Raw genomic sequence first — 21,405 nt, 5'->3', positions numbered from 1 at the left:
TCAGAATTGCCTCAAAAACCGCGTGTCGTTTTCGTAGAACAGGCGGATGTCGGTGATGCCGTAGCGGAGCATGGCGATGCGTTCGATGCCAAAGCCGAAAGCCCAACCGGTCCAGACTTCGGGATCGTAGCCGACGTTCTCGAAGACTTGCGGATGGACCATCCCGCAGCCGGCGATCTCCAGCCAGTCCTTGCCGAGTTTCTTCACAAGCGCATTGGTGAAATCAATCTCCAGGCTCGGCTCGGTGTAGCTGAAGTAGTGCGGGCGGAAGCGGAGCTTCACGTCGCTGCCGAGCACGTCCTTGAACACCGCCTCCACGGTGCCCTTGAGATCGCCGACGGTGACGTGCTTGTCCACGTAGAGCCCCTCGATCTGGTGGAAGGTCGGGTTGTGCGTGGCGTCGGCGTTGTCGCGGCGATAAACGCGACCCGGCACAATGATGCGAATGGGCGGCGGCTGGGATTGCATCACGCGGATTTGGACGGAGGAAGTGTGCGTGCGGAGGAGGGGGAGCTTGGGGTTGCCCCTCACCCCGTCCCTCTCCCCATCCGATGGGGAGAGGGTGCCCGCCAGGGCGGGTGAGGGGTTGGCGACGTAGAACGTGTCTTGCAAATCACGGGCCGGATGGTCGGCGGGCGTGTTCAACGCGTCGAAGCAATGATACTCGTCCTCGATTTCAGGACCGTCGGCGACGACGAAGCCGAGTTTGCGGAAGGCGCGCACGATGTCGTCGGTGACTTGAGTGAGCGGGTGCAGGCGCCCCACGGCACGGCGGCGGCCGGGGAGCGTCCAGTCAGTCGGTTCCTTCGGCAGCGCGGCTTGAAGTTCGAGCGCTTCGCGGCGTGCATTAAGGGCGGTCTCAAGTTCCTGTTTGGCGGCATTTATGGCTTTGCCAGCGAGCGGTTTTTCCTCTTTCGCGAGCGTGCCCATCTGTTTCATGAGCGCGGTGAACTTGCCGTTTGGCCCGACCCAAGCGCCTTTGGCGGCGTCGAGGGCAGGCAGGTCGGCGGCGGCGTTCAACTCTGCGAGCGCGGCCTGCTTGAGCGGTTCAATGTCGTCGAGGAATCCCATAGAAATTGAGGCGTGAGGATAGTGGAAGGGGGGCAGAAGGGGAAAGCAAAACGGGCGACCTGTTGCCAGATCGCCCGTTGTGAGAAACTGCGTCAATTACGCCTTGGCCGCGGCCTTCGTCTTGAGCGCGTTCTGCGCGACCTTGACGATTTCACCGAAGGCCGCTGCGTCTTGCGCGGCAATGTCGGCGAGGACCTTGCGGTCCAGGGCAACCTTGGCGGCCTTCAGGCCTTCAATCAGGCGGCTGTAGGTGATGCCGGCGCTGCGGGCGGCGGCGTTGATGCGGACCTGCCAGAGATAGCGGAACGTGCGCTTCTTGGTCTTGCGATCGCGGTAGGCGTATTGCTGGCCGTGATCAATGGCATCGGAGGCGTAACGGTAAAGCTTGGAGCGCTTGAGGCGAAAGCCTTTGGCGGCGCGAAGCATCCGCTTGCGGCGGCTGCGGGAGGCAACGGCGTTGGTAACTCGCATGGTAGGTAATCAGGTTGAGTGAATTTAGCCCCGGTGGCTGAAGGGCATGGCGTCCTTGATGCGGTGGGCATCGCGTTTGTGAACCAAATGCCCGCCCCCGCGCAGCGCGCGCCGACGCTTGGCGCTTTTGGTTTGGAGCAGATGCCGTTTGCCCGCCTTGGAGCGCAACACCTTGCCCGTGGCGGTGATTTTGAACCGCTTGGCGACGGACTTCTTGGTCTTAATACCTTTTGGACGACGCATAAATCTTTCCGTTTCCCTTCAAAAGAGCGCGCACTATAAAGAACGCCGTTTGCGCGGGCAAGTTGTATTTTCCAGCGCTTTGCTTCGCCGCGTTGACTCAAATAAATGACACCGGAACAGGCCGGTGCCGAGGAACGTGAGGCAGAGGTCAAAAGCGGACCCATCGCCCCGATTAAAAGCGCGTTACGCCCGGCGCGGACGCGCTGCACGTGGACGGCAGGGCATCACATCAAAATGTGATTCAACATGCGGAAGGGCGTCGTAGTATTCCCCTGCATCGCGCGCTCCATTTGTGAATCTCAAGCACTCCCTTTTTCTCGCTGCTGCCGTCGCCATTGGCTTGTCCCCCGGTGCGTTGAGAGCGCAGGCGCCGACGAACCGTTCGGCATCTTCCGATGCCCGGATTGAGGCTGTCTTTCTGGCTCAAACACATGTCATGCAACCTGGCCAGCCCTATTTCCGGCTGACGGGCAACCGCGATGCGCTGCTGAAGGTGCACGTGGTGGCTGCCGGGGGGCAAACGGCCCCGCCGGTGATTGCTACGGTTGTCAGCGGCGGGGCAACCAATCACATGATCCTTCGTGGTCCGGCCGTGCTCCCAACTTCGCTGCCTTCCGAGCCGGGCGTGGTGCGGCATCGTTTTGAGGACAGCTTCACGGGAATCATTCCGGGCCGGTTGGTCCGCCGCGGACTGGTTGTCGAAGTTCGCGCCGGTTCCAGTGTGGTCCGGCATGAAATCGAGGTGGGGGCGCCAACGGTGGTGCATTTGAAAATGTTCGACGTGCACTATTTTGGACGGGGCGAGGGCGATTACCGTGAGGGCCTCTTTGCCGAAATCGAGTCCAAATGGCCGGTGGCTGGACTGGAGGTTGAGCGGGTGCGCGGCATCAACTTTCCGGAACTGGTCATTCCGGCGCGGGCGGGCTTGCCGGCCGTGAGGATTTCCTCCCCGGAAGAATACCGCGTCAAGACCGGCCAGAAATTCGATGGCGAACAAGCCGCCGCCCTGCAGTGGGTTCACGCCTTGTCCGCCGCCGGCGGCAACCAGGATACGGCGTTGTGCTACATCAACATTTATGGCGCCTTTGCCGGCGGTCAGGCGGGCAATTTCACCGGCGTTGGATCGGTGCGTCCCGGCATTCTTCATCATGAACTGGGCCACGCGCTGGGGTTGCCCCACATCGGCCAGCAAAAGGATTATCCATATCGCGGCGAGATGTATGGCATCCAACCACCGCAGGTATTCAACCTGGTCCACGTCGGCCCGACGTGGGCGTTTGACTTGCCGTCGCGCACGTTCATTCCGCCCACCGTGCAGCACGGCAGCGCGCGCTGGCCGGCGGGTCGTTACAAGGCCGACCCCATGCAGGGCGGCGGCGAAGGCGATCAGGATCCGCCGTTCCTGCTGCGCCATTTTTCCGATTACAACGTCCACCGAATGCAGGCCTGGCTTGAACGGAAGGTTGCGGTGCGCCGGGCCGGCCAATATTACAAATGGGAGGAGGTCACCGGCGATTACACCAAATTGGTGCGCAGTGACGGGGTTCATTACCCGGTGGACGAAGATGTGCCGGTGATCAGCATCATGGCCGCCATGACGCTGGCGGAACCCGACGTGAACCTGGTTTATCCGCCGATCGGTCCCTATCGCGGCAATTTGATTCGCACCTTTGATCCCCGGCAGGCGGCGGATCGTGAGGCCGCACGACAAACCTTTTCCCCAAAGCGCGGCTGCGACTTCACGCTGAAGATCAACCAAGGCGGCCGGGAGCACTTCTACCTGCTCGCCGCGAGCGCGGGGGCGGAAAACGATCCCCAACAGTTCCGCAGTCTGACCACCGCCGCCGTGAATGTTCGTGCGGATGAGGGGGCGGTCACGGCGGTTGAACTGTTGCTTACGCCCGGAGCGGACCGCTCGGGTTTGCCGGAGCATCCCAAAGTGCTCGCACGTTGGCCCGGTGACTTCCCCAACTGAACGCCGGTAAATGCTTTCCTCGCGGGGCTGCCGCAAAATGAACTGGCTGCCTTGAAGTGGGGCGCCCCAGTCGGCTCGCGCCGGACCTGCCCACGAATTCAAATTCATGCATCGCGCAGCCAACTGGTGGAGCCGTGCGCTGCGATGCAACACGGGCAGCGGTGTGGTGGATGCAGCATTGAGAAGCCGGCGGGGATTCCGTGGCGAACCGGCAGGTCATGCACAGACCGCGTCCGTGGTCGCCTGCGGACGATTGCTTAATAGTCCACCACTATTCCTAAAAATAGCGGTAGCGACCCGGCCATTGATTCTGAAAGATGCACTAATCTCGAAACCAAGCCCGCGTTGTGCGTCATGGGCCATTCGTCGAGCGAACGACGAGCGGCCGCCGTGGCGCGGAGTGACGGGGGATCAACGGACAGCATTGAAAAATGACACCTGCGCTGTCGGGCCGGCCGGAGGCCGGTTCGCAGCGCTGATTGACATGGCACTTGGACTAAACAAACACGGCGGCCACGGCTCGCGAATCCGTCTTTCGGGTTGGTGTCTGGCGGCATTTCTGCTGGCCACACCTGTTCTGGCGGAAGGAACGACCTCGCCCGAACGCGGTTTTTATACACGGCATCCGGCCCGGCAGTGGGAGGAGGCATTGTTGAGCGGCAATGGGCGGATGGGAGCCATGGTGCTGGGAGAGCCGTTTGATGAAACGATCATCCTGAATCACGCCCGCCTTTTCATGCCGCTGCATCCTCCGCTGCCGCCCCCGGACACGGCCGGCAAGCTTGGCGAAATCCGCTCGCTCATGCAGCGCGGAGAATATCAACGTGCTGCGGACCTGGTGGTGGCGGAGGCGGAGCAGGAGGGTTACGGCCCCAAACGTTGGACCGATCCTTTTATTCCCGCCTTTGATCTCCGGTTAAAAATGGAGCCTGCCGGAGCGGTGTCTGATTACACGCGTTCGGTGGATTTTTCCAAGGGCCTGGCCGCGGTGCAGTGGACGGATGTCCGCGGGACGTTTCGGCGGCGGCTGTTCGTTTCAAGAGCGGATGATGTGGTGGCGCTGTCTTTTGCGGGGTCGCGGCCCGGCCAGATCAGTTGCCGCTTGAACCTGGCGCCGCGGCCATCGTCCGGTCAGGGCGGCTGGTGGTCCGAAGTTGCCTTTACCAATGGCATTCAGTCCGCCGTGGCGGCGGCTGATGGTTGCTGGTTGACCTATCGCAGCCAGTTCCGGCGGAACTGGCCTGGCAGCCTGCAAGGCTACGAAGGGGCGGCCCGGGTGGTGGTGAGCGGGGGCACGATGACGACGGATGCCATGGGCGTCAACGTTACGAACGCCGATGCGGTGGTTGTGTTGTTGCGCGTGGCCGTGCTGGAAGATTTTGCCACTTCAAAAATTCCGGCGATGGAGGAGGCGTTGGGCAAATTGACCCCTGATTTTGACGGCTTGTTGTCCCGCCATGTGAAGCTGCACGGTGAGCTCTTCAACCGGGTTCGGCTCGACCTGGGAGGAGCAGTCGACCATGACCTGCCCACGGAGGAACTGCTGGCCAGATCGCATCCGGGGGCGACTTCTCCCGCGCTCCTGGAGGATGAATTTGATGCGGCACGTTACGCCGTGATTTCGAGCAGCGGCGAGCTGTTTCCGAATTTGCAGGGCATCTGGAACGGCACGTGGGGCCCGCCGTGGTCGGCCGACTTCACCCAGAATGGCAATGTTCAGAGCGCGCTGGCCGCTGATCTTTCGGGCAATCTGGCCGAATGTCTGCAGCCCTATTTTCGCTATTTGGAGGCGCAGCTGCCGCAGTATCGTGAGAACGCACGGCGGCTTTATGGTTGTCGCGGCATCCTGGTGCCATCGCGCACCAGCACGCACGGGCTCAACAACCATTTCGATTCCGTCTGGCCCATGACCTTTTGGACGGCGGGCGCCGGCTGGGCGGCGCACTTCTATTTCGATTACTATCAATACACCGGCGACCGGCGCTTTTTGCGCGAACACGCACTGCCCTTCATGAAGGAAGCGGCCCTTTTCTATGAGGACTTTCTCATTCCGGGGCCGGACGGGAAGCTCCTCTTCAGCCCAAGTTACTCCCCGGAAAATCATCCGGAGAACAACCCCTCGCAGGCCTGCATCAACGCCACCATGGACATTTCGGTGGTGAAGGAACTGCTGCGCAATTGCATCGCCGCCTGCGAAATCCTGCATACGGACGCGGACAAGGTCCGGCAATGGCGATCCCTGCTCGCCCGTCTGCCCGATTACCAGATCAACTCGGATGGCGCATTGAAGGAGTGGACCACGCCTCTGCTGGAGGATAATTACGCGCACCGCCACGCCTCGCATCTTTACGCCTTGTTTGACGGATTGCCTGAAGAGATAGCAACCAATGCGCCCCTACGTCGCGCGTTCCAAGTTGCCATCGAAAAGCGCATGGACTATCGCCGGCATGAACCGAACGGGGAAATGGCTTTTGGCGCCGTTCAACTGGGCCTGGCCGCGGCCAGTCTGGGCGAGGCGGAGACCTGCCGGGAGGTGGTGGATTGGCTGGCGAATCTTTACTGGACTCCGGCGCTGACCAGCACGCACAACGCGCACAGCATTTTCAACACGGATATCTGCGGCGGACTGCCCGCAGTCGTCATCAAGATGCTGGTGGCTTCCGAGCCCGGGCGGCTCGATTTGTTGCCGGCACTGCCGGCGGCCTGGGGCAAGGGACGGATCGAGGGCGTTGCGTGTCGTGGTCAGGTGACCATCAAAAGCCTCGCCTGGGCCGGGCCCGATGTTTCGGTGACGCTCACCTCGGCGGTGCGGCAGACGGTGGCGTTGAACCTGCCCGGTGGCATGGCCTCCGTGAAGATTGCGCCCGGCGGCTCCGGCCTCGTGGAACACCGTTCGCCAGGTGCGCCCTGCAAAGTCACACTGCCTGCGCGCCAGGAGGTGACGCTGACAATCCGGCGCCGCCCGACCGTGTTGGAGCCGGCCAAGACCGGCCAATAATCTGATCCATCATGATCCCCACAATGAAACTGAAACGGCCTGGAACCATGAGCATTCCGAAAGCATGCATTGCGGGCGCCACTCTGCTGCTGCTGGCCCTGCCGGCGCTGGCTGGCCAGGCGTTGGAGAATGAATTCGTGCGCGCCGAATTTGATGCGCGCGGACTGGCCGGCATCACGGACAAGCGGGCGCTCAACACGGTGCGGCTGGCCGGTGATGACCTGACGGTGGTCGTGGACGGCGATTCGCTGGAGAGCGATTTTGCCAGCCCCGTGCTGGAACAGGAGTCGCCGACGAACCGGATTTATCGTTTTGAATCAGGGCCCTGGACGGCGCGGGTGGTCTATGAACTTCAGCCGGGCTGGCATTTTTTGAGCAAACAGGTGTTGCTGGCCGGCGCGGGCAAGCGGGAGGTGCGGGTTCATCGCATCGAAATGTGGCGCGGACAGGTGGCCACGCCCATTGCCTCGGAGCAGCGCATTCGCGACGGCACACTGCTCCGGTTTGCCGATGCGGACGGAGCCGCGCCAACGCACGGCCTGTTTCTTTCCCTGCAAAATCCATTTCTCCAGCTCAAACGACAGGCGGAACGCTTCTCGCTGGGGTATGCGCCTGAAATGACCTGGACTCCGACGAATGGTGTGTTTGCCTCGGACCGGCTGCTCCTCGGCCCTTATGTCCTCAGCGGTGTCCATCTTCCGGCGCGGCTGGTTCCTGAATGGAAGTTTGTGGCTGGCGGCGGACCGGCGGACACAGGATGGCTGGATCGGGCGGAGGTGGAGGCGCTGGTGGATTGCGTGCGCGCCTTTTTGCTCTGGCATCCGACCCGCACCACGCGCGTCAATGTCGGTTGGTGCGAGAATGATTACCAGATTGACATCGGCACGCCTGAGGGCCGCGCGGAATACAAACGAATCATTGATCAGGCGGCGGCCATCGGATGTCGTGACATACTTTTTGCGCCCGCCAACAGCGCGGAGTCGTCGTTGGCGGAAAACCGCGACGCGTGGGGGTGGGAGAACTTGCTGTGGTTTTCACTGGGCCAGAAGTTGCGCAAGGGCGAATGGGATCCTGCCCACGACAAGTTGCCGGACTCGGTGCAGGAACTCGTGGACTATGCGAAGGCGAGGAACGTCGGGTTTTTGGCTTACGTTTATCCCTCGCTGCCGTTCATGCAGGAGCCGGCCTGGACAAGCTGGGTGCCCAACGGGCATCCGGGCGGTTACCTGGGCGCCGACACCGGCCAGACCAGTTTTCAGGACTGGCTGCTCGACAAGCTGGTCGCCTTTCATGACCAGACCGGGGCGAGCGGCTATTCGTTTGACCACTGGTGGATTGCCTATGACGACACGCCGAGCAGCCACTACGCGCAGTGGGCCGGCTGCCGGCGCATTTTGGAGGAGCTGCGTCGCCGGATTCCGGAGGTGATCATCGATGGGCGCCAGCAATACCATTACTTTGGCGTGTGGACCTGGCTGGCCGGAACTTACCCGCACCCGTTGAACTCGGATGAGCAACCGCAGAGTTTCCGCGCCTTCCCCGACCTGCACTGGGATCGGGTCTCGGCCGACCGCCAGCGGCACACGGCGTTCTGGTATCGGACGGAATGCTTTGTGCCGCCGGAAATCATGCCGGGCTACATGACGCACCAGACGCCGCGCCTCACCGAAAGTGGGGAGTGTCCGCGCGGCCGGTTCCGTCCGGCCGACTGGGATCTGCTGGGCTGGAAATACTCGGTCATTTCGTCCGTCGCGACCGCGCCATTCAATTTGGTGGTCAATTACATTCCGGCCCGCGACGAGCGGGAGGACAAGGCCTTCTCGGCGGCGGACCAGAAGTGGTTGCGCGACTGGTTTGACTGGACCGATGCGAACCTGGAGGTTTTGCGCCATGTGCAGCCCATCCTGGCCGCGCCGCAACTGGGGCGCGTGGACGGCACGGCGGCGTTCCAGAACGGGCACGGTTTCATTTTTCTATTCAATCCGAACTACCGCGCGTTGCCGGCGGAGTTCCGTCTGGATCAATCCATCGGGCTCACGAACGGCACGCGCTTCACCTTGCGCCAGCTTTATCCGGACGCCGAAAAGGGCCGGCTGCTGGCCCCCCCAAGCGGGGCGTTTTGGAATTACGGCGATCCGGTGAGCTTGCCGCTGGCGGGCGCCAGCGCGTTGGTGCTGGAAGTAAGCCCGGCGCCCACGCAGGTGGAGGAGCCGTTGCTGACCGGTGCCATTGGCAAGGCGCAGTTGAACGGAAACAAGCTGGCGTTGACGGGATTGCTGGGAGAGCCCGGGACCGTCAAGCCGATGGCGGTCGTGTTGCCGGATGACCGGCGGATTTCCGGGCTGACGGTGAACGGCAAGAGCGTCCGTTTCGTGCAGAACGGCACGCAGGTTTCCTTGAAACTCCATTTCGCGGGCACCCCGTTTCCGGCGCACGCCCAAATCGGTCAATATGATCCGGCGTTTACCGGCGGCTCCTACAAGGCCGAAGGCACCATTCCCGCCCGCGTCTTTGCGCAACTTCAGGCGCGCCGCCAGACATGGCCGGTGGACTACACGGCGGAGGAGCGTCAGGCGGTGTGGCTCAATTCCGATCGTTTGCTGCTCTTTGTCAACGTGGCGGAGCCGGATGACGAAACGATGAAGGGGGTAACGCTCAAGGTTGATGGTCAGTCCGTGCCCGTCAAACCGGCCTACACCTCCATCGTCCGCAGCAACCCGCGCAACACCTTTACGGGCTGGTATGCGGATGTGACCTCGTTGCAACCCGACGTAAATCACACGTTTGAAGTCGAACTGCCGAAACTCGCGCCCGGCCAGTTTCAAGGACTATTTCTTGATACCGTGGAGGCGGCCTACACCGACGAGATCACCTCCCTGCCTTGAATGTTTAAACCCGCCCGGCGCGCGCCGATGCCGCCCCGATTCAGCAGGAGCGTCCCGCGGGAATCAGGACGGAAGCGATGCCGCCGACCATGAACAACCCGGTAATGCGAATTGATTCCCACCAGCATTTCTGGCGCTACCACCCGGAGGAGTATCGCTGGATCGATGAGCGCATGGCAGTGTTGAAGCGTGATTATATGCCCGAGGATCTGAAGCCTTTGCTTCAGGTGGCGAAATTCGATGGCACGGTCACGGTGCAGGCGAGGCAGAACGTGGAGGAGACTCGCTGGTTGCTCGAACTTGCCGGACAGCATGATTTCATCAGGGGTGTCGTGGGCTGGGTGGATTTGTGTTCGGCGGAACTCGACACCCAGCTTGAGAGCTTTGCCCAGAATCCGAAACTCGTTGGGGTGCGTCACGTGGTGCATGATGAACCGGATGACGAGTTCATGCTGCGGCCCGAATTTCGCCGGGGCATCGCGCAACTCGACGCGCAAGGTTTGACCTACGATTTGCTGTTGTTCCCGAGGCATCTGCCCGCCGCGCTCCAACTCGTTCAGGAGTTTCCAGCACAACGGTTCGTGCTGGATCACATCGGCAAGCCGCGCATCGGAGAAAGGTTGTTCCTGCCGTGGCAGGAGGGTGTGGCAGCCCTGGCCGAATGTCCCAACGTCTGGTGCAAACTTTCCGGGCTGGTGACCGAGGCGAAATGGAAGCAATGGCAGCCGGATGATTTTTGTCGTTACCTTGACACCGTGTTTTATGCGTTCGGACTGGAGCGGTTGATGATTGGTTCGGACTGGCCCGTGTGCGGGCTCTCAGGCGATTACGCAAACACCATGCGCATCGTGATTGATTATCTTCGTCAATATCCACCGGCCGATCAAAGCCGGGTTCTGGGGGGCAACTGCACTCAATTTTACCGCCTCAAGTAAACGCCCAAATGACCACCACCATGCGCGCCGCGGTTTTGCACGGCGCAAAGTCAATCAAAGTCGAAGCCCGGCCCCAACCTGAAGCCAATGCCGGGATGGTGAAGCTGCGCGTCCGCCGGGCCGGCATCTGTGGTTCGGATCTCCACTACTTCGAGCACGGCTACTGCGCGGCGTTTGTGCCGACGCGTCCGTTCATTCCTGGTCACGAGTTTACGGCTGAAGTTGCGGCGGTGGGCGAAGGCGTGACCACGGTTCAATTGGGGGCTCGTGTCACCGTGAATCCTGCGCGTTCCTGCGGCTTTTGCGAGTATTGCAAAGGCGGCCGGCCGAATCTTTGCCGTCAGATCATCATGTTGGGCAGTGCGAGCACCCAGCCGCCGACGGACGGTGCGTTCGCCGAATATGTCACCGTTCGCGCAGACCAGTGCCACGCGCTGCCCCCGGACATGGATGATGCCACGGGGGCGATGCTTGAGCCTTTCGCGGTGGCGTTGCACGCGGTGAAACGCGCGGGTGTTGTTTCAGGTAAACGTGTGCTCGTCACGGGCGGCGGGCCGATTGGACAGCTTGTGGCGATGACAGCCAAAGTCTTTGGTGCGGTGCCTGTGGCATTGAGTGATCTCCTGGCATCACGGCGCGGCACGGCGCACAGGCTGGGTGCCGACGCGGAGCTTGATCCTGCCGCCAGCGATCTTTCGGAGCAAGTGCGGGAACTGTCTGGTGAGGGGTTTGATGTGGTTTTTGAAGCATCTGGCGCGAAGGCCGCGCTGCGGCAGGCCTTTGAACTGGTGCGGCCGGGCGGGACGATTGTGCAGATCGGCACGCTCGGCACTGAGGATATTCCGCTTCCGGCCAACCTGCTCATGAATCGCGAAGTCAACTTCATCGGTTCCATGCGCTATGGGAACGTCTTCGACGAAGCGATTCGTCTGATTGAGGCGAAGCGAATTGATCTGCATCCCTTGATCAGCCACGTGTTGCCGCTGGTCGAGACGGCCAGGGCCTTGCGCCTGGCAGGGGACAAAGGCGACGTGCTCAAGGTGCAGCTGGAAATCAACTGAACGCATGAATGTATCGATGATTGATGTGGCCGTAATCGCCGCCTACCTGATTGGCATCACGGCGTTTGGCATCTGGACCGGTTTCCGTCGCAACGCGTCGACGGACCAGTATTTTCTGGCGAACAAATCGCTCGGCTGGTTCACCGTCGGCGCGGCGGTTTTCACGTCAAACATCTCGACCATCCATTTGGTGGGACTTGCGGCGGGCGGCGCAAGCAGCGGGATGGTGATTGGCAACTTCGAATGGATGGCGTGCTTCACGTTGATGCTGCTGGCGCTCGTGTTTGCTCCGTTTTACATCAGATCCAGCGCCCACACCCTGCCGGAGTTCATGGAACGCCGCTATTGTCCCTCCGCGCGAACCTTCCTCGCCGTGATCGGGATTCTTGGGGCCTTGCTGATTCACATTGGCATCAGCCTTTTTGCCGCGGCCAAAGTATTCGAGAGTTTTCTGGGTGTCCCGATGATCACGTCAATCGTCGTCTTGTCGCTGTTCACGGTGGTTTACACGGCGCTGGGGGGACTCAAGGCGGTGGTGCTGACCGAGAACATTCAAGCGGGGTTGCTGCTATTCGGCGCAGCGCTGGTGACGATCCTGGCGATTCGCGCCCTGCCATCGGTTGGTGTCAACGATGTGGCGTCCTTCAAGGAAGCGGTGAACCCGGGACAGCTGAGCATGTTGCGGCCCGTGGTAAACGCGGAAGGTCATCTGAATGAGTATTCCTGGCTGGCGGTGGTCTTGGGCTATCCGATCCTGGGCATCTGGTATTGGTGCGCCGATCAAACCCTGGTGCAGCGCGTGCTGGCTGCCCGCACGATCAAGGAAGGTCAGAATGGCGCGTTGTTTGCCGGCTTTCTGAAGATCACTCCGGTCTTTCTGATGGTGCTGCCCGGCGTGGTGGGGGGCGTGCTCTGGCAAAGAGGAGCGTTTCAGCTTGGGACCGTCCCCGGCACAAACAATCCGGATTACAACACGATGCTTCCAATGCTCATCAATCATCTCGTTCCGGCCGGATTGAAGGGATTGCTGGCGGCGGGGATGGCGGCGGCGCTGATGAGCACGATCGCGGCGGGTCTGAACAGTTGTGCCACCCTCATCTCGATGGACATCATCAAGCGGTCGCGTCCGGACATGCCGGATGCGCGCGTGGTGACCATCGGCCGCATCACCACCGGCATAGTCATGCTGCTGGCCATGCTGTGGTCCACGCAGGGCGATCAGTTCGGCACGATTTTTGAGGCCATCAACAAGATTCCCATGACGTTTGCGCCGGCGGTCACGACGGTGTTGTTGTTGGGGCTCATCTGGAAGCGAGGCAACTGGCAGGCTGCGATGACCACCCTCTATGCCGGGGCAGCGGTTGGCGTGATCTATTTTCTGGCGGACCTGCCGGCCATGGGGAAGATGATTTTGGGCCACGCAACGCACGCGGGCTTTGGCGGGTTGGTAAGCGACCCGGTTCAAGGCCTGGGCATTCCGTTCATGCTCGTCGGCCCGATCATCGCGGTCCTATGTGTGGTGATCTACATCGTCACGAGTTTGCTGACGCCCGCGATGGACCAGGCGGCTGTTGCCAAGGTGTGTTGGGATCATCCGCTCGCATTTCTCAAAGGTCCGGTGACGGGAGTGGGGGATCCGCGGATTGTGACCGTGATACTCCTGCTCACGGTGGGCGGGTTGTATGTTTTTCTGCGCTGAAGAGCGGGGTGAGCATCCACGATGAAGCACAATTTCCTGGGTAAAACCGGTTTGAGGGTGTCGCGCCTGAGCTTTGGTGCGTCGTCGCTGGGCGGCGTCTTTCATGTCGTGCCAGAGGCGGATGCCATCCGCGCTGTGTATGCCGCGCTCGATTGTGGCATCAACTACTTCGACGTCGCACCGGCCTACGGCGGCACGCGCGCGGAGACGCTGTTGGGCCGGGCCCTCAAAGGCATTCCGCGGAGCCAATACGTCATTTCAACCAAGATTGGCAAATACACCAGTCCCGGGAAGTATGGCAAAGATTCCTTCGATTACTCCGCGGTTCGCATCCGCCAATCCCTCGAAGAAAGCGCGACGCGCCTGGGAACGGACTATTTCGACATTATCCACATCCACGACATTGAATATGAGGGCCGCCGACACACCGAATGGGCATTGCAAGAGGGGCTCGCCACACTTCACGCGCTGAAAAGCGAGGGGCGCATCGGCGCGGTGAGTTTTGGCACTTACCCGATGGATCTATGGCACCGGATTTTCCGCGACTGCGACATTGATGTGGCGCTCGTCCACAATCACTACTGCCTGAACGACACGCGCCTGTTGGAATTGTTGCCGCTTGCCAAGGAGAGAGGGGTTGGGCTGATTAACGCCTCGCCTTTTGCCAGTGCACTGCTCACTGATCGAGGTCCGGCCGACTGGCATCCGGCGACGCCGGAGGATCGCGCCGTCTTCAGGCGGGCCGCCGAATATTGCCGGAGCAGGGGAACGTGTATCAGCAAACTTGCCCTGCAGTTTGCGAGCCAGCATCCGGAGATTCCGACAACCTTGTTCAGTTCCGCCAGTTCTGAAGCAGTCCAACGGAACGTCCTTTGGTCGGAAGAACCTTTTGACGCAGCCCTTGTGGCGCAAGTCCGGAAACTTTTGGGCCCGGTTTGCAACCAGGATTGGGACTACTGAAGCGCTCGTGTTCGAATGGCGTGTAAGGAATCCACAAGTTTTCATAAAATGTGCAGTAGTGCGTCATCCGGGCGGTATGCGACCCTCGGTTGGTTCAGCAATGGCAGTGTGGGATAATGTGCCCCCGCAGCGGGGCCAATTGGCTTCGCCTGAGTCATGCGAAAACCGGCGATGCAAGTCGTTCGTTACCGCCAAACCTTTATGTGTGGAAGAGACGAAGTTGTGTTAGCACCATCCGGCTCCGACAAGACACGCCGGGGCGGGGCATGCTGTGGTCACCTGCCTGAATGTTCGGCAGCGAGCACAGGTTTTACGCTCATTGAACTTCTGGTTGTCATTGCGATCATTGCCATTTTGGCGGCGCTACTGCTTCCTGCCTTGGCGAAGGCCAAAATAAAGTCTCAAGCCATCATGTGCATGAACAACACCCGGCAGATCACGTTGGCTTGGATCCAGTATGGTTCGGACGGCGACGATGTGGCGCTGGGATCCCGCACTTGGTTGAACGGCTTGGTCGATAATCCGGCCAGCGCAGATTTTATCGATCTTCCGAATTATCTCAAAACCAGCCCGCTGAGTCCGTTTCTGGCGGGCAACGTCAAGGTTTTCAAATGTCCGGGCGACCGGCGGACAAGCACCCGCCCGGGCTCCCAGGGCACGCCGGTTTGTCGGAGCGTCTCCATGAACGGTTACATCGCAGGGCGCGCAAAAGATCAACCGCTCGACTTTCAGATTCCGGGCTACGTGGTTTACCGGAAAATGAATGATCTGGCCAGTCCTGGCCCAAGCAATGTCTTTGTCATCCTTGATGAGAGTGAGAAATCCATCAACGACGGCTTTTTCCTGACGGACATGAACTACTACGATCCGAATTATCTGCCCGGAAAGAACTTCATTGATGTGCCTGCCACCTACCACAATCTAGCGGGGAGTTTCTCTTTTGCGGACGGCCATTCGGAGATCCACAAATGGAGGGACGCGCGCACCTCGCAACCCACGCATTGGGGCTGGCCTTCGCCGGGCAACATGGACATTGATTGGATCCAGTCCAAAACCTCAGTCAAAATCACAGGTGCAACGAGGTAGTGCCATGTCTCACCCAATCGTCTGGCGAATGGATCACCTTTTGCGGGGGGGTCGTCTTGGAGGTGCGACATCCATGAAATCAAATTCTTTGAACGGAGCCTTCCTCCGAAATCTGGCGGTTGCGTCCTTGGTATGCGCTTGTGCCAGCCAGTGGTCAATCGTCGCCGCCGAATTGCCGATGGCAACGGAGGCTGGCGCAGGTGTCACGCAGCGCCTTGTGGCCGCACCGCCGCCGCAGCGCATCCGTGTCTGGCCTTCGCGCCCGCCCGAAGACTGTCCGTTTCCGAAATCTGAAACACTTGTCGGGATCGGCTTCACTGGCCGGCACGCGGAATATACCGGTGCCGACACGTGGTATCCCTCCTGGGCGGCGGATGGAAATCTCTACTCGCCATGGACCGATGGGAACGTGAACGGACTTGGCTCAAGTTCCGCCGGGGAAAATGCGACCACCGGACATGCCACCCTCCTGGGTGATGACCCGCTCCACCTGGTGGTCACCAACCAGGGGGTTTTTGCCTCCAGCCCCAGGCCCTACGAAGGACGTTATCCCTGCGGTTCGCTGGTTTACGATGGGGTGTGGTATTACGGAACGTATTGTCTGCATCCCGGCGGCGGCATCCGGCGTGACGGCATTATTTACAACTGGCCATGGCTTGGGCCGTTTGTCGGCTTTCGCTGGTCCACCAACTATGGCCGGAGCTGGACGGAGACACCCTGCACGCCGGCCAAACCGCTTTTTGGCGAGCAGGCATTGAACGGCGAGCCGGTTAAGATCGGCGCTCCGCATTTCGTGGACTTCGGTCGCAACCTGGAGCACTCGCCCGACGGCAAGGCCTACCTTGTCGCTCAAGGCGCCAGTGATGGGAAGGATCGCCGCTTCGCCTACGACAGTTGGATCACGGCCGACCAGGCCTATTTGACCCGCGTGACGCCCGGCATCGAGAACATGAACGATGCCTCAAAGTATGAGTTTTTTGCGGGGCGCAACGAGTCCGGGGCCGCCGTTTGGAGCCGCGATTTCGAGCGGATCCAACCGGTTGCCGAGTGGCGTGATCACATGGGCTGCGTGACCATGACCTACGACGCACCGCTGCGGAAATACCTCATGTGCGTGACGGACGGTGGCAACACGGTCTCGCGTTACAGCACCTACATCCTTGAGGCGGGTGATCCCGCCGGCCCGTGGAAGCTGGTCGCCTATTTGAAGGATTTCGGGGAACAGGCCTATTTCGTCAACATCCCCTCCAAGTTCATCAGTGAAGATGGGCGCACGCTTTGGCTGTGTTACGCGGCCAACTTCAGCTCCGGGTGGGGCGGGACCACCTTCCAGTCACTCCCCCCCGGGAGCCGCTATGCCATGTGCTGGCAGGAGGTGCGATTGCTGACGCCGACCGATATGCCGCCCACAGCCGGACCCGCGCACAACCTGGCGCGGGACGCGAGGGTGACCGTCAGTTCCACGTTTCCCGGCTACTCGGCCGCTGGTGCCATTGATGGCGTGGTGGGCGGATATCCCGGTGACATTCGCGATGAATGGGCCAGCAACGGGGAACAAGACACCGCCATGTTGCGCCTGTCCTGGAACCGGCCTCAGACCATCAACCGGGTGACGCTTTTTGACCGGCCCAATGAGCTCGATCAAATCACGTCCGGCATGTTGGTGTTCAGCGATGGTTCCACCATCAAGACCGGCGCGTTGCCGGACGACGCCAAACAAGGACTCGAAGTCAGTTTCCCGACCAGAAAGGTGGACTGGCTGATGTTTGTCGTCACCGGTGTGAAAAGCGGCAGCCCGAACATTGGGTTGTCGGAAATCCAAGTCTTCAAAGCACCATGAGGAATTCGCGCGGCGAGCAGAAAATTGTCATGAATGGATTCAATCCTCAGCCGTCAATGTTTGCATTCTTCATGAATCGAACGGCTCTTCACGCCATCGTCATCGCACTGACCCTTGCCGTGCAGGCCGGACATGCATCTGTTGCCGTCGCGAACCTTCCGGAGACGGCGGGCACCAACGCCTTTTATACCGCGAACCGCGCCCCGCTCGCGCCCAGCCCCTTTGTGAAGCTGCCCATCGGGAGCATCACTCCCAGAGGCTGGCTGCGGCATCAACTCGAGTTGGAGCGGGACGGAATGACGGGACGGCTCAAGGAAGTTTCGCCCTGGCTGGAGTTCGACAAGAGTGCCTGGACAAGCACGGATGGTCAGGGTGGGGCCGGCTGGGAAGAAATGCCTTACTGGCTGAAAGGTTACGGGGATCTCGGTTACGTGCTCGGCGACCGGCAAATAATTGCAGAGGCGCAGAAATGGATTGAGGCCGCCATGGCGTCGCAACGCGAGGACGGCTGGTTCGGTCCGCGCGCGTTGCTCACCTCGCTCAATGGCAAGCCCGATCTCTGGCCGCACATGGTCATGCTGAATGCCCTGCAAAGTTATTATGAATTCAGCGGAGACCCGCGCGTGATTGAAGTGATGACGCGCTATCTGAAGTGGGAAAGCACGCTGCCGGCGAACGCGTTTGGTGAAGGCTACTGGCCGAAGCTTCGTGCCGGCGACAACATTGAAAGCGCCCTCTGGCTTTACAATCGCACCGGTGAGCCCTGGCTGCTCGACCTGGCGAAAAGGATTCACCAAGGCATGGCCCGCTGGGACGAGGGCATTGTCGACTGGCACAACGTAAATCTGGCCCAGGGTTTTCGCGCCGGAACCGTGGCCTGGATGGTGACCAGGGATCCCGCTCATCTGGCCTCGGCAGAGCAGAACTACACCAAGCTCATGAGCCTGTATGGCCAGTTTCCCGGCGGTGGTTTCGCCGGTGACGAAAATTGCCGCGAAGGTTTTGTGGATCCGCGTGGCGGCATTGAGACCTGCGGCATCGTAGAATTCATGCACAGTTTCGAGATGCTGATGAAGATCACCGGCGACCCGGTCTGGGTTGATCGGTGCGAGGACATCGCGTTTAACAGTTTTCCCGCAGCCATGACGCCTGATCAGAAGGGCCTGCATTACATCACCTGTGCCAATCAGATTCAGCTCGACCGCGAAAACAAATCGCCGGGCATTCAGAACGGGGGGACGATGTTCAGCTACAGTCCGTTCGCGGTGTATCGCTGCTGCCAGCACAATGTGTCGCACGGCTGGCCTTATTACGCGGAGAATCTCTGGCTCGCGACGCCCGACAACGGGCTGTGCGCCTCCCTTTATGCGGCCAGCGAGGTGCGGGCCCACGTGGGCGACGGCACGGTTGTCACCATCTCGGAACAGACCGATTACCCGTTTGACGAGGTCATCCGTTTCAAGGTGGCCGTTCCGAAAACGGTGAGCTTCCCGCTGTATCTGCGTGTGCCACGCTGGTGCGAGACAGCTTCGGTGCAAATCAATGGCCGGAATGTGCAAGTGAAACCCAGGCCGCTGGCGTTCGTGGTGCTGGAGCGCGAATGGAGGGATGGCGACACGATCACGCTCCAACTTCCGATGAAGATTAGCACTCACGACTGGGTGAAGAATCAGAATGCCGTCTCCGTCAGCCGCGGCCCGTTGAGTTACTCGCTGGCCATCGAGGAACGCTGGGAGAAGTATGGGGGCCACACCGGGGACTGGCCGGAGTGGGAAGTTTTCGCCGAAACGCCATGGAACTACGGTCTTGTGCTGGACAAAAAAGCGTTCAGCGTCATTCGCAAACCCGGCCCGATCATGGCGCAGCCGTGGACTCCCGAAAACGCGCCGATTTCGTTGAAGGCCAGGGCGCGCAAGATTCCGAACTGGCAGGCCGACTCACATCACATGGTGGCCAAACTTCAGCCGAGTCCGGTGCGGTCCGGCGAGCCCATCGAAGAGGTCACCCTGATTCCCATGGGTGCGGCCCGTTTGCGCATTTCAATGTTCCCCGTCATCGGAAATGGCCCCAACGCACACGATTGGATCGCGCCGGTTCAGTCCAGACCATCCCGCTACAAGGCAAGCGCCTCGCATGTTTTTGGAGGTGACACTGTCGAGGCGCTGGGTGACGGCTTGGAGCCTCGCAACTCCAACGACCATGACATCCCGCGCATGACTTGGTGGCCACATCTCGGGACCGCCGAGTGGGTGCAATACGACTTTGCCAGTCCCATGAAGATTTCCCGTGCTTCGGTGTATTGGTTCGATGATGCCGGAAACGGTCAATGCCGCCTGCCGGCATCATGGAAGATTCTCTACCGCGATGGCGACCAGTGGCGTGAAGTTGCGAACGCCAAAATGCCACCCATTGCCAGCAATGAGTTCAATCACGCGACCTTTGATACGGTGCAAACCACGGCCCTGCGCCTGGAAGTTCAGCTTCGACCAGACTTTTCGGGCGGCATTTTGGAATGGCAGGTGAAGTGATCCATGGCAATTTCACGGACGATTAACGAACCATGCAAAACTCAAGACGACCTCTGGCGAGCGACAATAGAATGCTGACCAAAATGGTTGGTTATTTCGTGGGACTGGTGGCAGCCGGGCTGACGGTGACGGCGCTGGCAGATGTGCGGCTCCCCGGCATTTTCAGCGATCACATGGTTCTCCAGCGCGATCAGGCGGTCCCGGTTTGGGGCTGGGCTCAACCCGGCGAAGAAATCACGGTGAAGATGGGGGTGGCGAAAGCCACAACCACCACCGGCAAGGATGGCAGGTGGATGGTCAAGCTTGCGCCGCAACCCATGTCTGCCGCGCCGCTCACACTGACCGTCGCGGGCAGGAACACAGTCACCGTGCAGGACGTGCTGCTCGGGGACGTGTGGCTTTGCAGCGGTCAGTCGAACATGGAATTCGGACTGGGCGGATGCAATGCGCCGCAAGACATCGAAGCGGCGCAGTTTCCGACGCTGCGCCGCATCAAGTTCGATCACACCACGGCCAGCAAACCGGCGGATGACATCCCGGGCCGGTGGGAGGTTTGCACGCCGCAGAGCGCGCCGGGCTGGACCGCGGTCGGATTTTATTTCGCCCGCAGGATTCAGCAGGAAACCGGCGTGCCCATCGGGCTGATTGATGACAACTGGGGCGGCACCCGCATCGAGCCGTGGATTCCGCCCAGCGGTTTTGAGCAGGTGGATTCGCTCGCAGGCATTCTGGTGGATGTCACGAATCGCTGTCAGTCCTATCGCGCTGAGCTCGGCAAGGCGCTCGGACCACTGGAGCAATGGATCGGCGACGTGCGGAAGGCTTTGACCGCGCCCGGAGCCGACATCCCTGTCCAGCCGCCGGTGCCCGGGAATCCCTACAACGACGCCAGTTTCCCGTCCTCCATCTACAATGCCATGATCCATCCGATTGTTCCGTTCGGGCTGAAAGGCGCGATCTGGTATCAGGGCGAATCGAACGGCGGCGAAGGCGACGAGTATTACGCCAAGATGCGCGCGTTGATTGGCGGGTGGCGCGAGCTTTGGGCCCAGGGCGATTTTCCCTTTTACTTTGTGCAACTGGCCAACTTCACGCAGCCGAACAATGACCCGGCCGGCGGCGACGGTTGGGCGCGCGTCCGCATGGCGCAGTTGAAAAGTCTGGAGATTCCCAAGACCGGCATGGCCGTGACCATTGAACTCGCGGATGCGGACAATCCCAATGACATCCATCCGAAGAACAAATTTGACGTGGGTGAGCGGCTGGCCCTCTGGGCATTGGCGAAGGATTACGGAAAGGCCGGGCTGGTTTACAGCGGTCCGCTTTACCAGTCCCTGAAGGTCGAAGGCAACAAGGCCTGCATTTTCTTCACGAGCGTCGGCAGCGGATTGATGGTGGGTAAGAAGGAGGGCCGCCAGCCCACCATCGAAGACAAGACGGCCAAACTCAAGCGCTTTGCGATTGCGGGGCAGGATCGGAAGTGGTTCTGGGCGGATGCGGTCATTGACGGCGCCACCGTCGTTGTTTCCTCGCCCAACGTGCCCGCTCCCGTCGCCGTCCGCTACGCCTACTCGATGAATCCGGCCGGCTGCAATCTTTACAACCGCGAGGGCCTGCCGGCTTCGCCCTTTCGCACGGACGACTGGTGACGGA

The 21,405-nt window shown here is 60.7% G+C and carries 14 protein-coding genes; 11 read left to right on the top strand and 3 right to left on the bottom strand.

The window, feature by feature from the left end; genetic code table 11:
• The 3 genes from pheS to rpmI all read right to left on the bottom strand — a co-directional run bounded on the left by pheS (window position 1) and on the right by rpmI (window position 1,785).
• A complete protein-coding gene (gene pheS, locus VFV96_02025) occupies window positions 1-1,071 on the bottom strand; it encodes a phenylalanine--tRNA ligase subunit alpha (GenBank protein HEU5069170.1) in 1,071 nt (356 codons plus the stop codon).
• 96 nt (window positions 1,072-1,167) lie between these two features.
• Window positions 1,168-1,542: a 50S ribosomal protein L20 gene (rplT, locus tag VFV96_02020; GenBank protein HEU5069169.1), complete on the bottom strand. Its 375-nt coding sequence runs from the start codon at window positions 1,540-1,542 to the stop codon at window positions 1,168-1,170.
• 24 nt (window positions 1,543-1,566) lie between these two features.
• Window positions 1,567-1,785 (bottom strand): 50S ribosomal protein L35, encoded by a 219-nt coding sequence (gene rpmI, locus VFV96_02015; GenBank protein HEU5069168.1) that lies wholly within the window; start codon window positions 1,783-1,785, stop codon window positions 1,567-1,569.
• Window positions 1,786-2,221: 436 nt separating this feature from the next.
• On the opposite strand from rpmI, the gene VFV96_02010 reads away from it, so the two are divergent.
• The 11 genes from VFV96_02010 to VFV96_01960 all read left to right on the top strand — a co-directional run bounded on the left by VFV96_02010 (window position 2,222) and on the right by VFV96_01960 (window position 21,401).
• Window positions 2,222-3,760, top strand: a complete 1,539-nt coding sequence (locus VFV96_02010) for a M66 family metalloprotease (protein HEU5069167.1) — start codon at window positions 2,222-2,224, stop codon at window positions 3,758-3,760.
• A gap of 484 nt (window positions 3,761-4,244) precedes the next feature.
• A complete protein-coding gene (locus VFV96_02005) occupies window positions 4,245-6,758 on the top strand; it encodes a glycoside hydrolase N-terminal domain-containing protein (GenBank protein HEU5069166.1) in 2,514 nt (837 codons plus the stop codon).
• A 47-nt stretch (window positions 6,759-6,805) separates the two neighbouring features.
• Window positions 6,806-9,643 carry a hypothetical protein gene (locus VFV96_02000; protein ID HEU5069165.1) on the top strand — a complete coding sequence of 946 codons (2,838 nt, stop codon included), beginning with the start codon at window positions 6,806-6,808 and terminating at the stop codon, window positions 9,641-9,643.
• A gap of 104 nt (window positions 9,644-9,747) precedes the next feature.
• On the top strand, window positions 9,748-10,578 hold the full coding sequence (locus tag VFV96_01995; protein ID HEU5069164.1) for an amidohydrolase family protein: 831 nt from the start codon (window positions 9,748-9,750) through the stop codon (window positions 10,576-10,578).
• An 8-nt stretch (window positions 10,579-10,586) separates the two neighbouring features.
• Window positions 10,587-11,639: an L-idonate 5-dehydrogenase gene (locus VFV96_01990; GenBank protein ID HEU5069163.1), complete on the top strand. Its 1,053-nt coding sequence runs from the start codon at window positions 10,587-10,589 to the stop codon at window positions 11,637-11,639.
• Window positions 11,640-11,643: 4 nt separating this feature from the next.
• Complete coding sequence (locus VFV96_01985) at window positions 11,644-13,338, top strand: sodium/solute symporter (GenBank protein HEU5069162.1); 1,695 nt, start codon at window positions 11,644-11,646, stop codon at window positions 13,336-13,338.
• Window positions 13,339-13,359: 21 nt separating this feature from the next.
• Window positions 13,360-14,298 carry an aldo/keto reductase gene (locus VFV96_01980; protein ID HEU5069161.1) on the top strand — a complete coding sequence of 313 codons (939 nt, stop codon included), beginning with the start codon at window positions 13,360-13,362 and terminating at the stop codon, window positions 14,296-14,298.
• Between the two features lie 222 nt (window positions 14,299-14,520).
• Complete coding sequence (locus VFV96_01975) at window positions 14,521-15,384, top strand: prepilin-type N-terminal cleavage/methylation domain-containing protein (protein HEU5069160.1); 864 nt, start codon at window positions 14,521-14,523, stop codon at window positions 15,382-15,384.
• Window positions 15,385-15,562: 178 nt separating this feature from the next.
• Window positions 15,563-17,224: a hypothetical protein gene (locus VFV96_01970; protein ID HEU5069159.1), complete on the top strand. Its 1,662-nt coding sequence runs from the start codon at window positions 15,563-15,565 to the stop codon at window positions 17,222-17,224.
• 71 nt (window positions 17,225-17,295) lie between these two features.
• The gene (locus VFV96_01965) at window positions 17,296-19,752 is read left to right on the top strand and encodes a beta-L-arabinofuranosidase domain-containing protein (protein HEU5069158.1); all 2,457 of its coding nucleotides are present in this window, start codon (window positions 17,296-17,298) and stop codon (window positions 19,750-19,752) included.
• A gap of 71 nt (window positions 19,753-19,823) precedes the next feature.
• Window positions 19,824-21,401, top strand: coding sequence for a sialate O-acetylesterase (locus tag VFV96_01960; protein HEU5069157.1), 1,578 nt, complete (start codon window positions 19,824-19,826; stop codon window positions 21,399-21,401).
• The last annotated feature ends 4 nt before the right edge of the window (window positions 21,402-21,405 follow it).

Source organism: Verrucomicrobiia bacterium (genome assembly GCA_035765895.1).
Lineage (GTDB): Bacteria > Verrucomicrobiota > Verrucomicrobiia > Limisphaerales > DSYF01 > DSYF01.
Note: the sequence above shows the minus strand (reverse complement) of the source record. Positions and strands in the feature narration are given on the sequence as shown.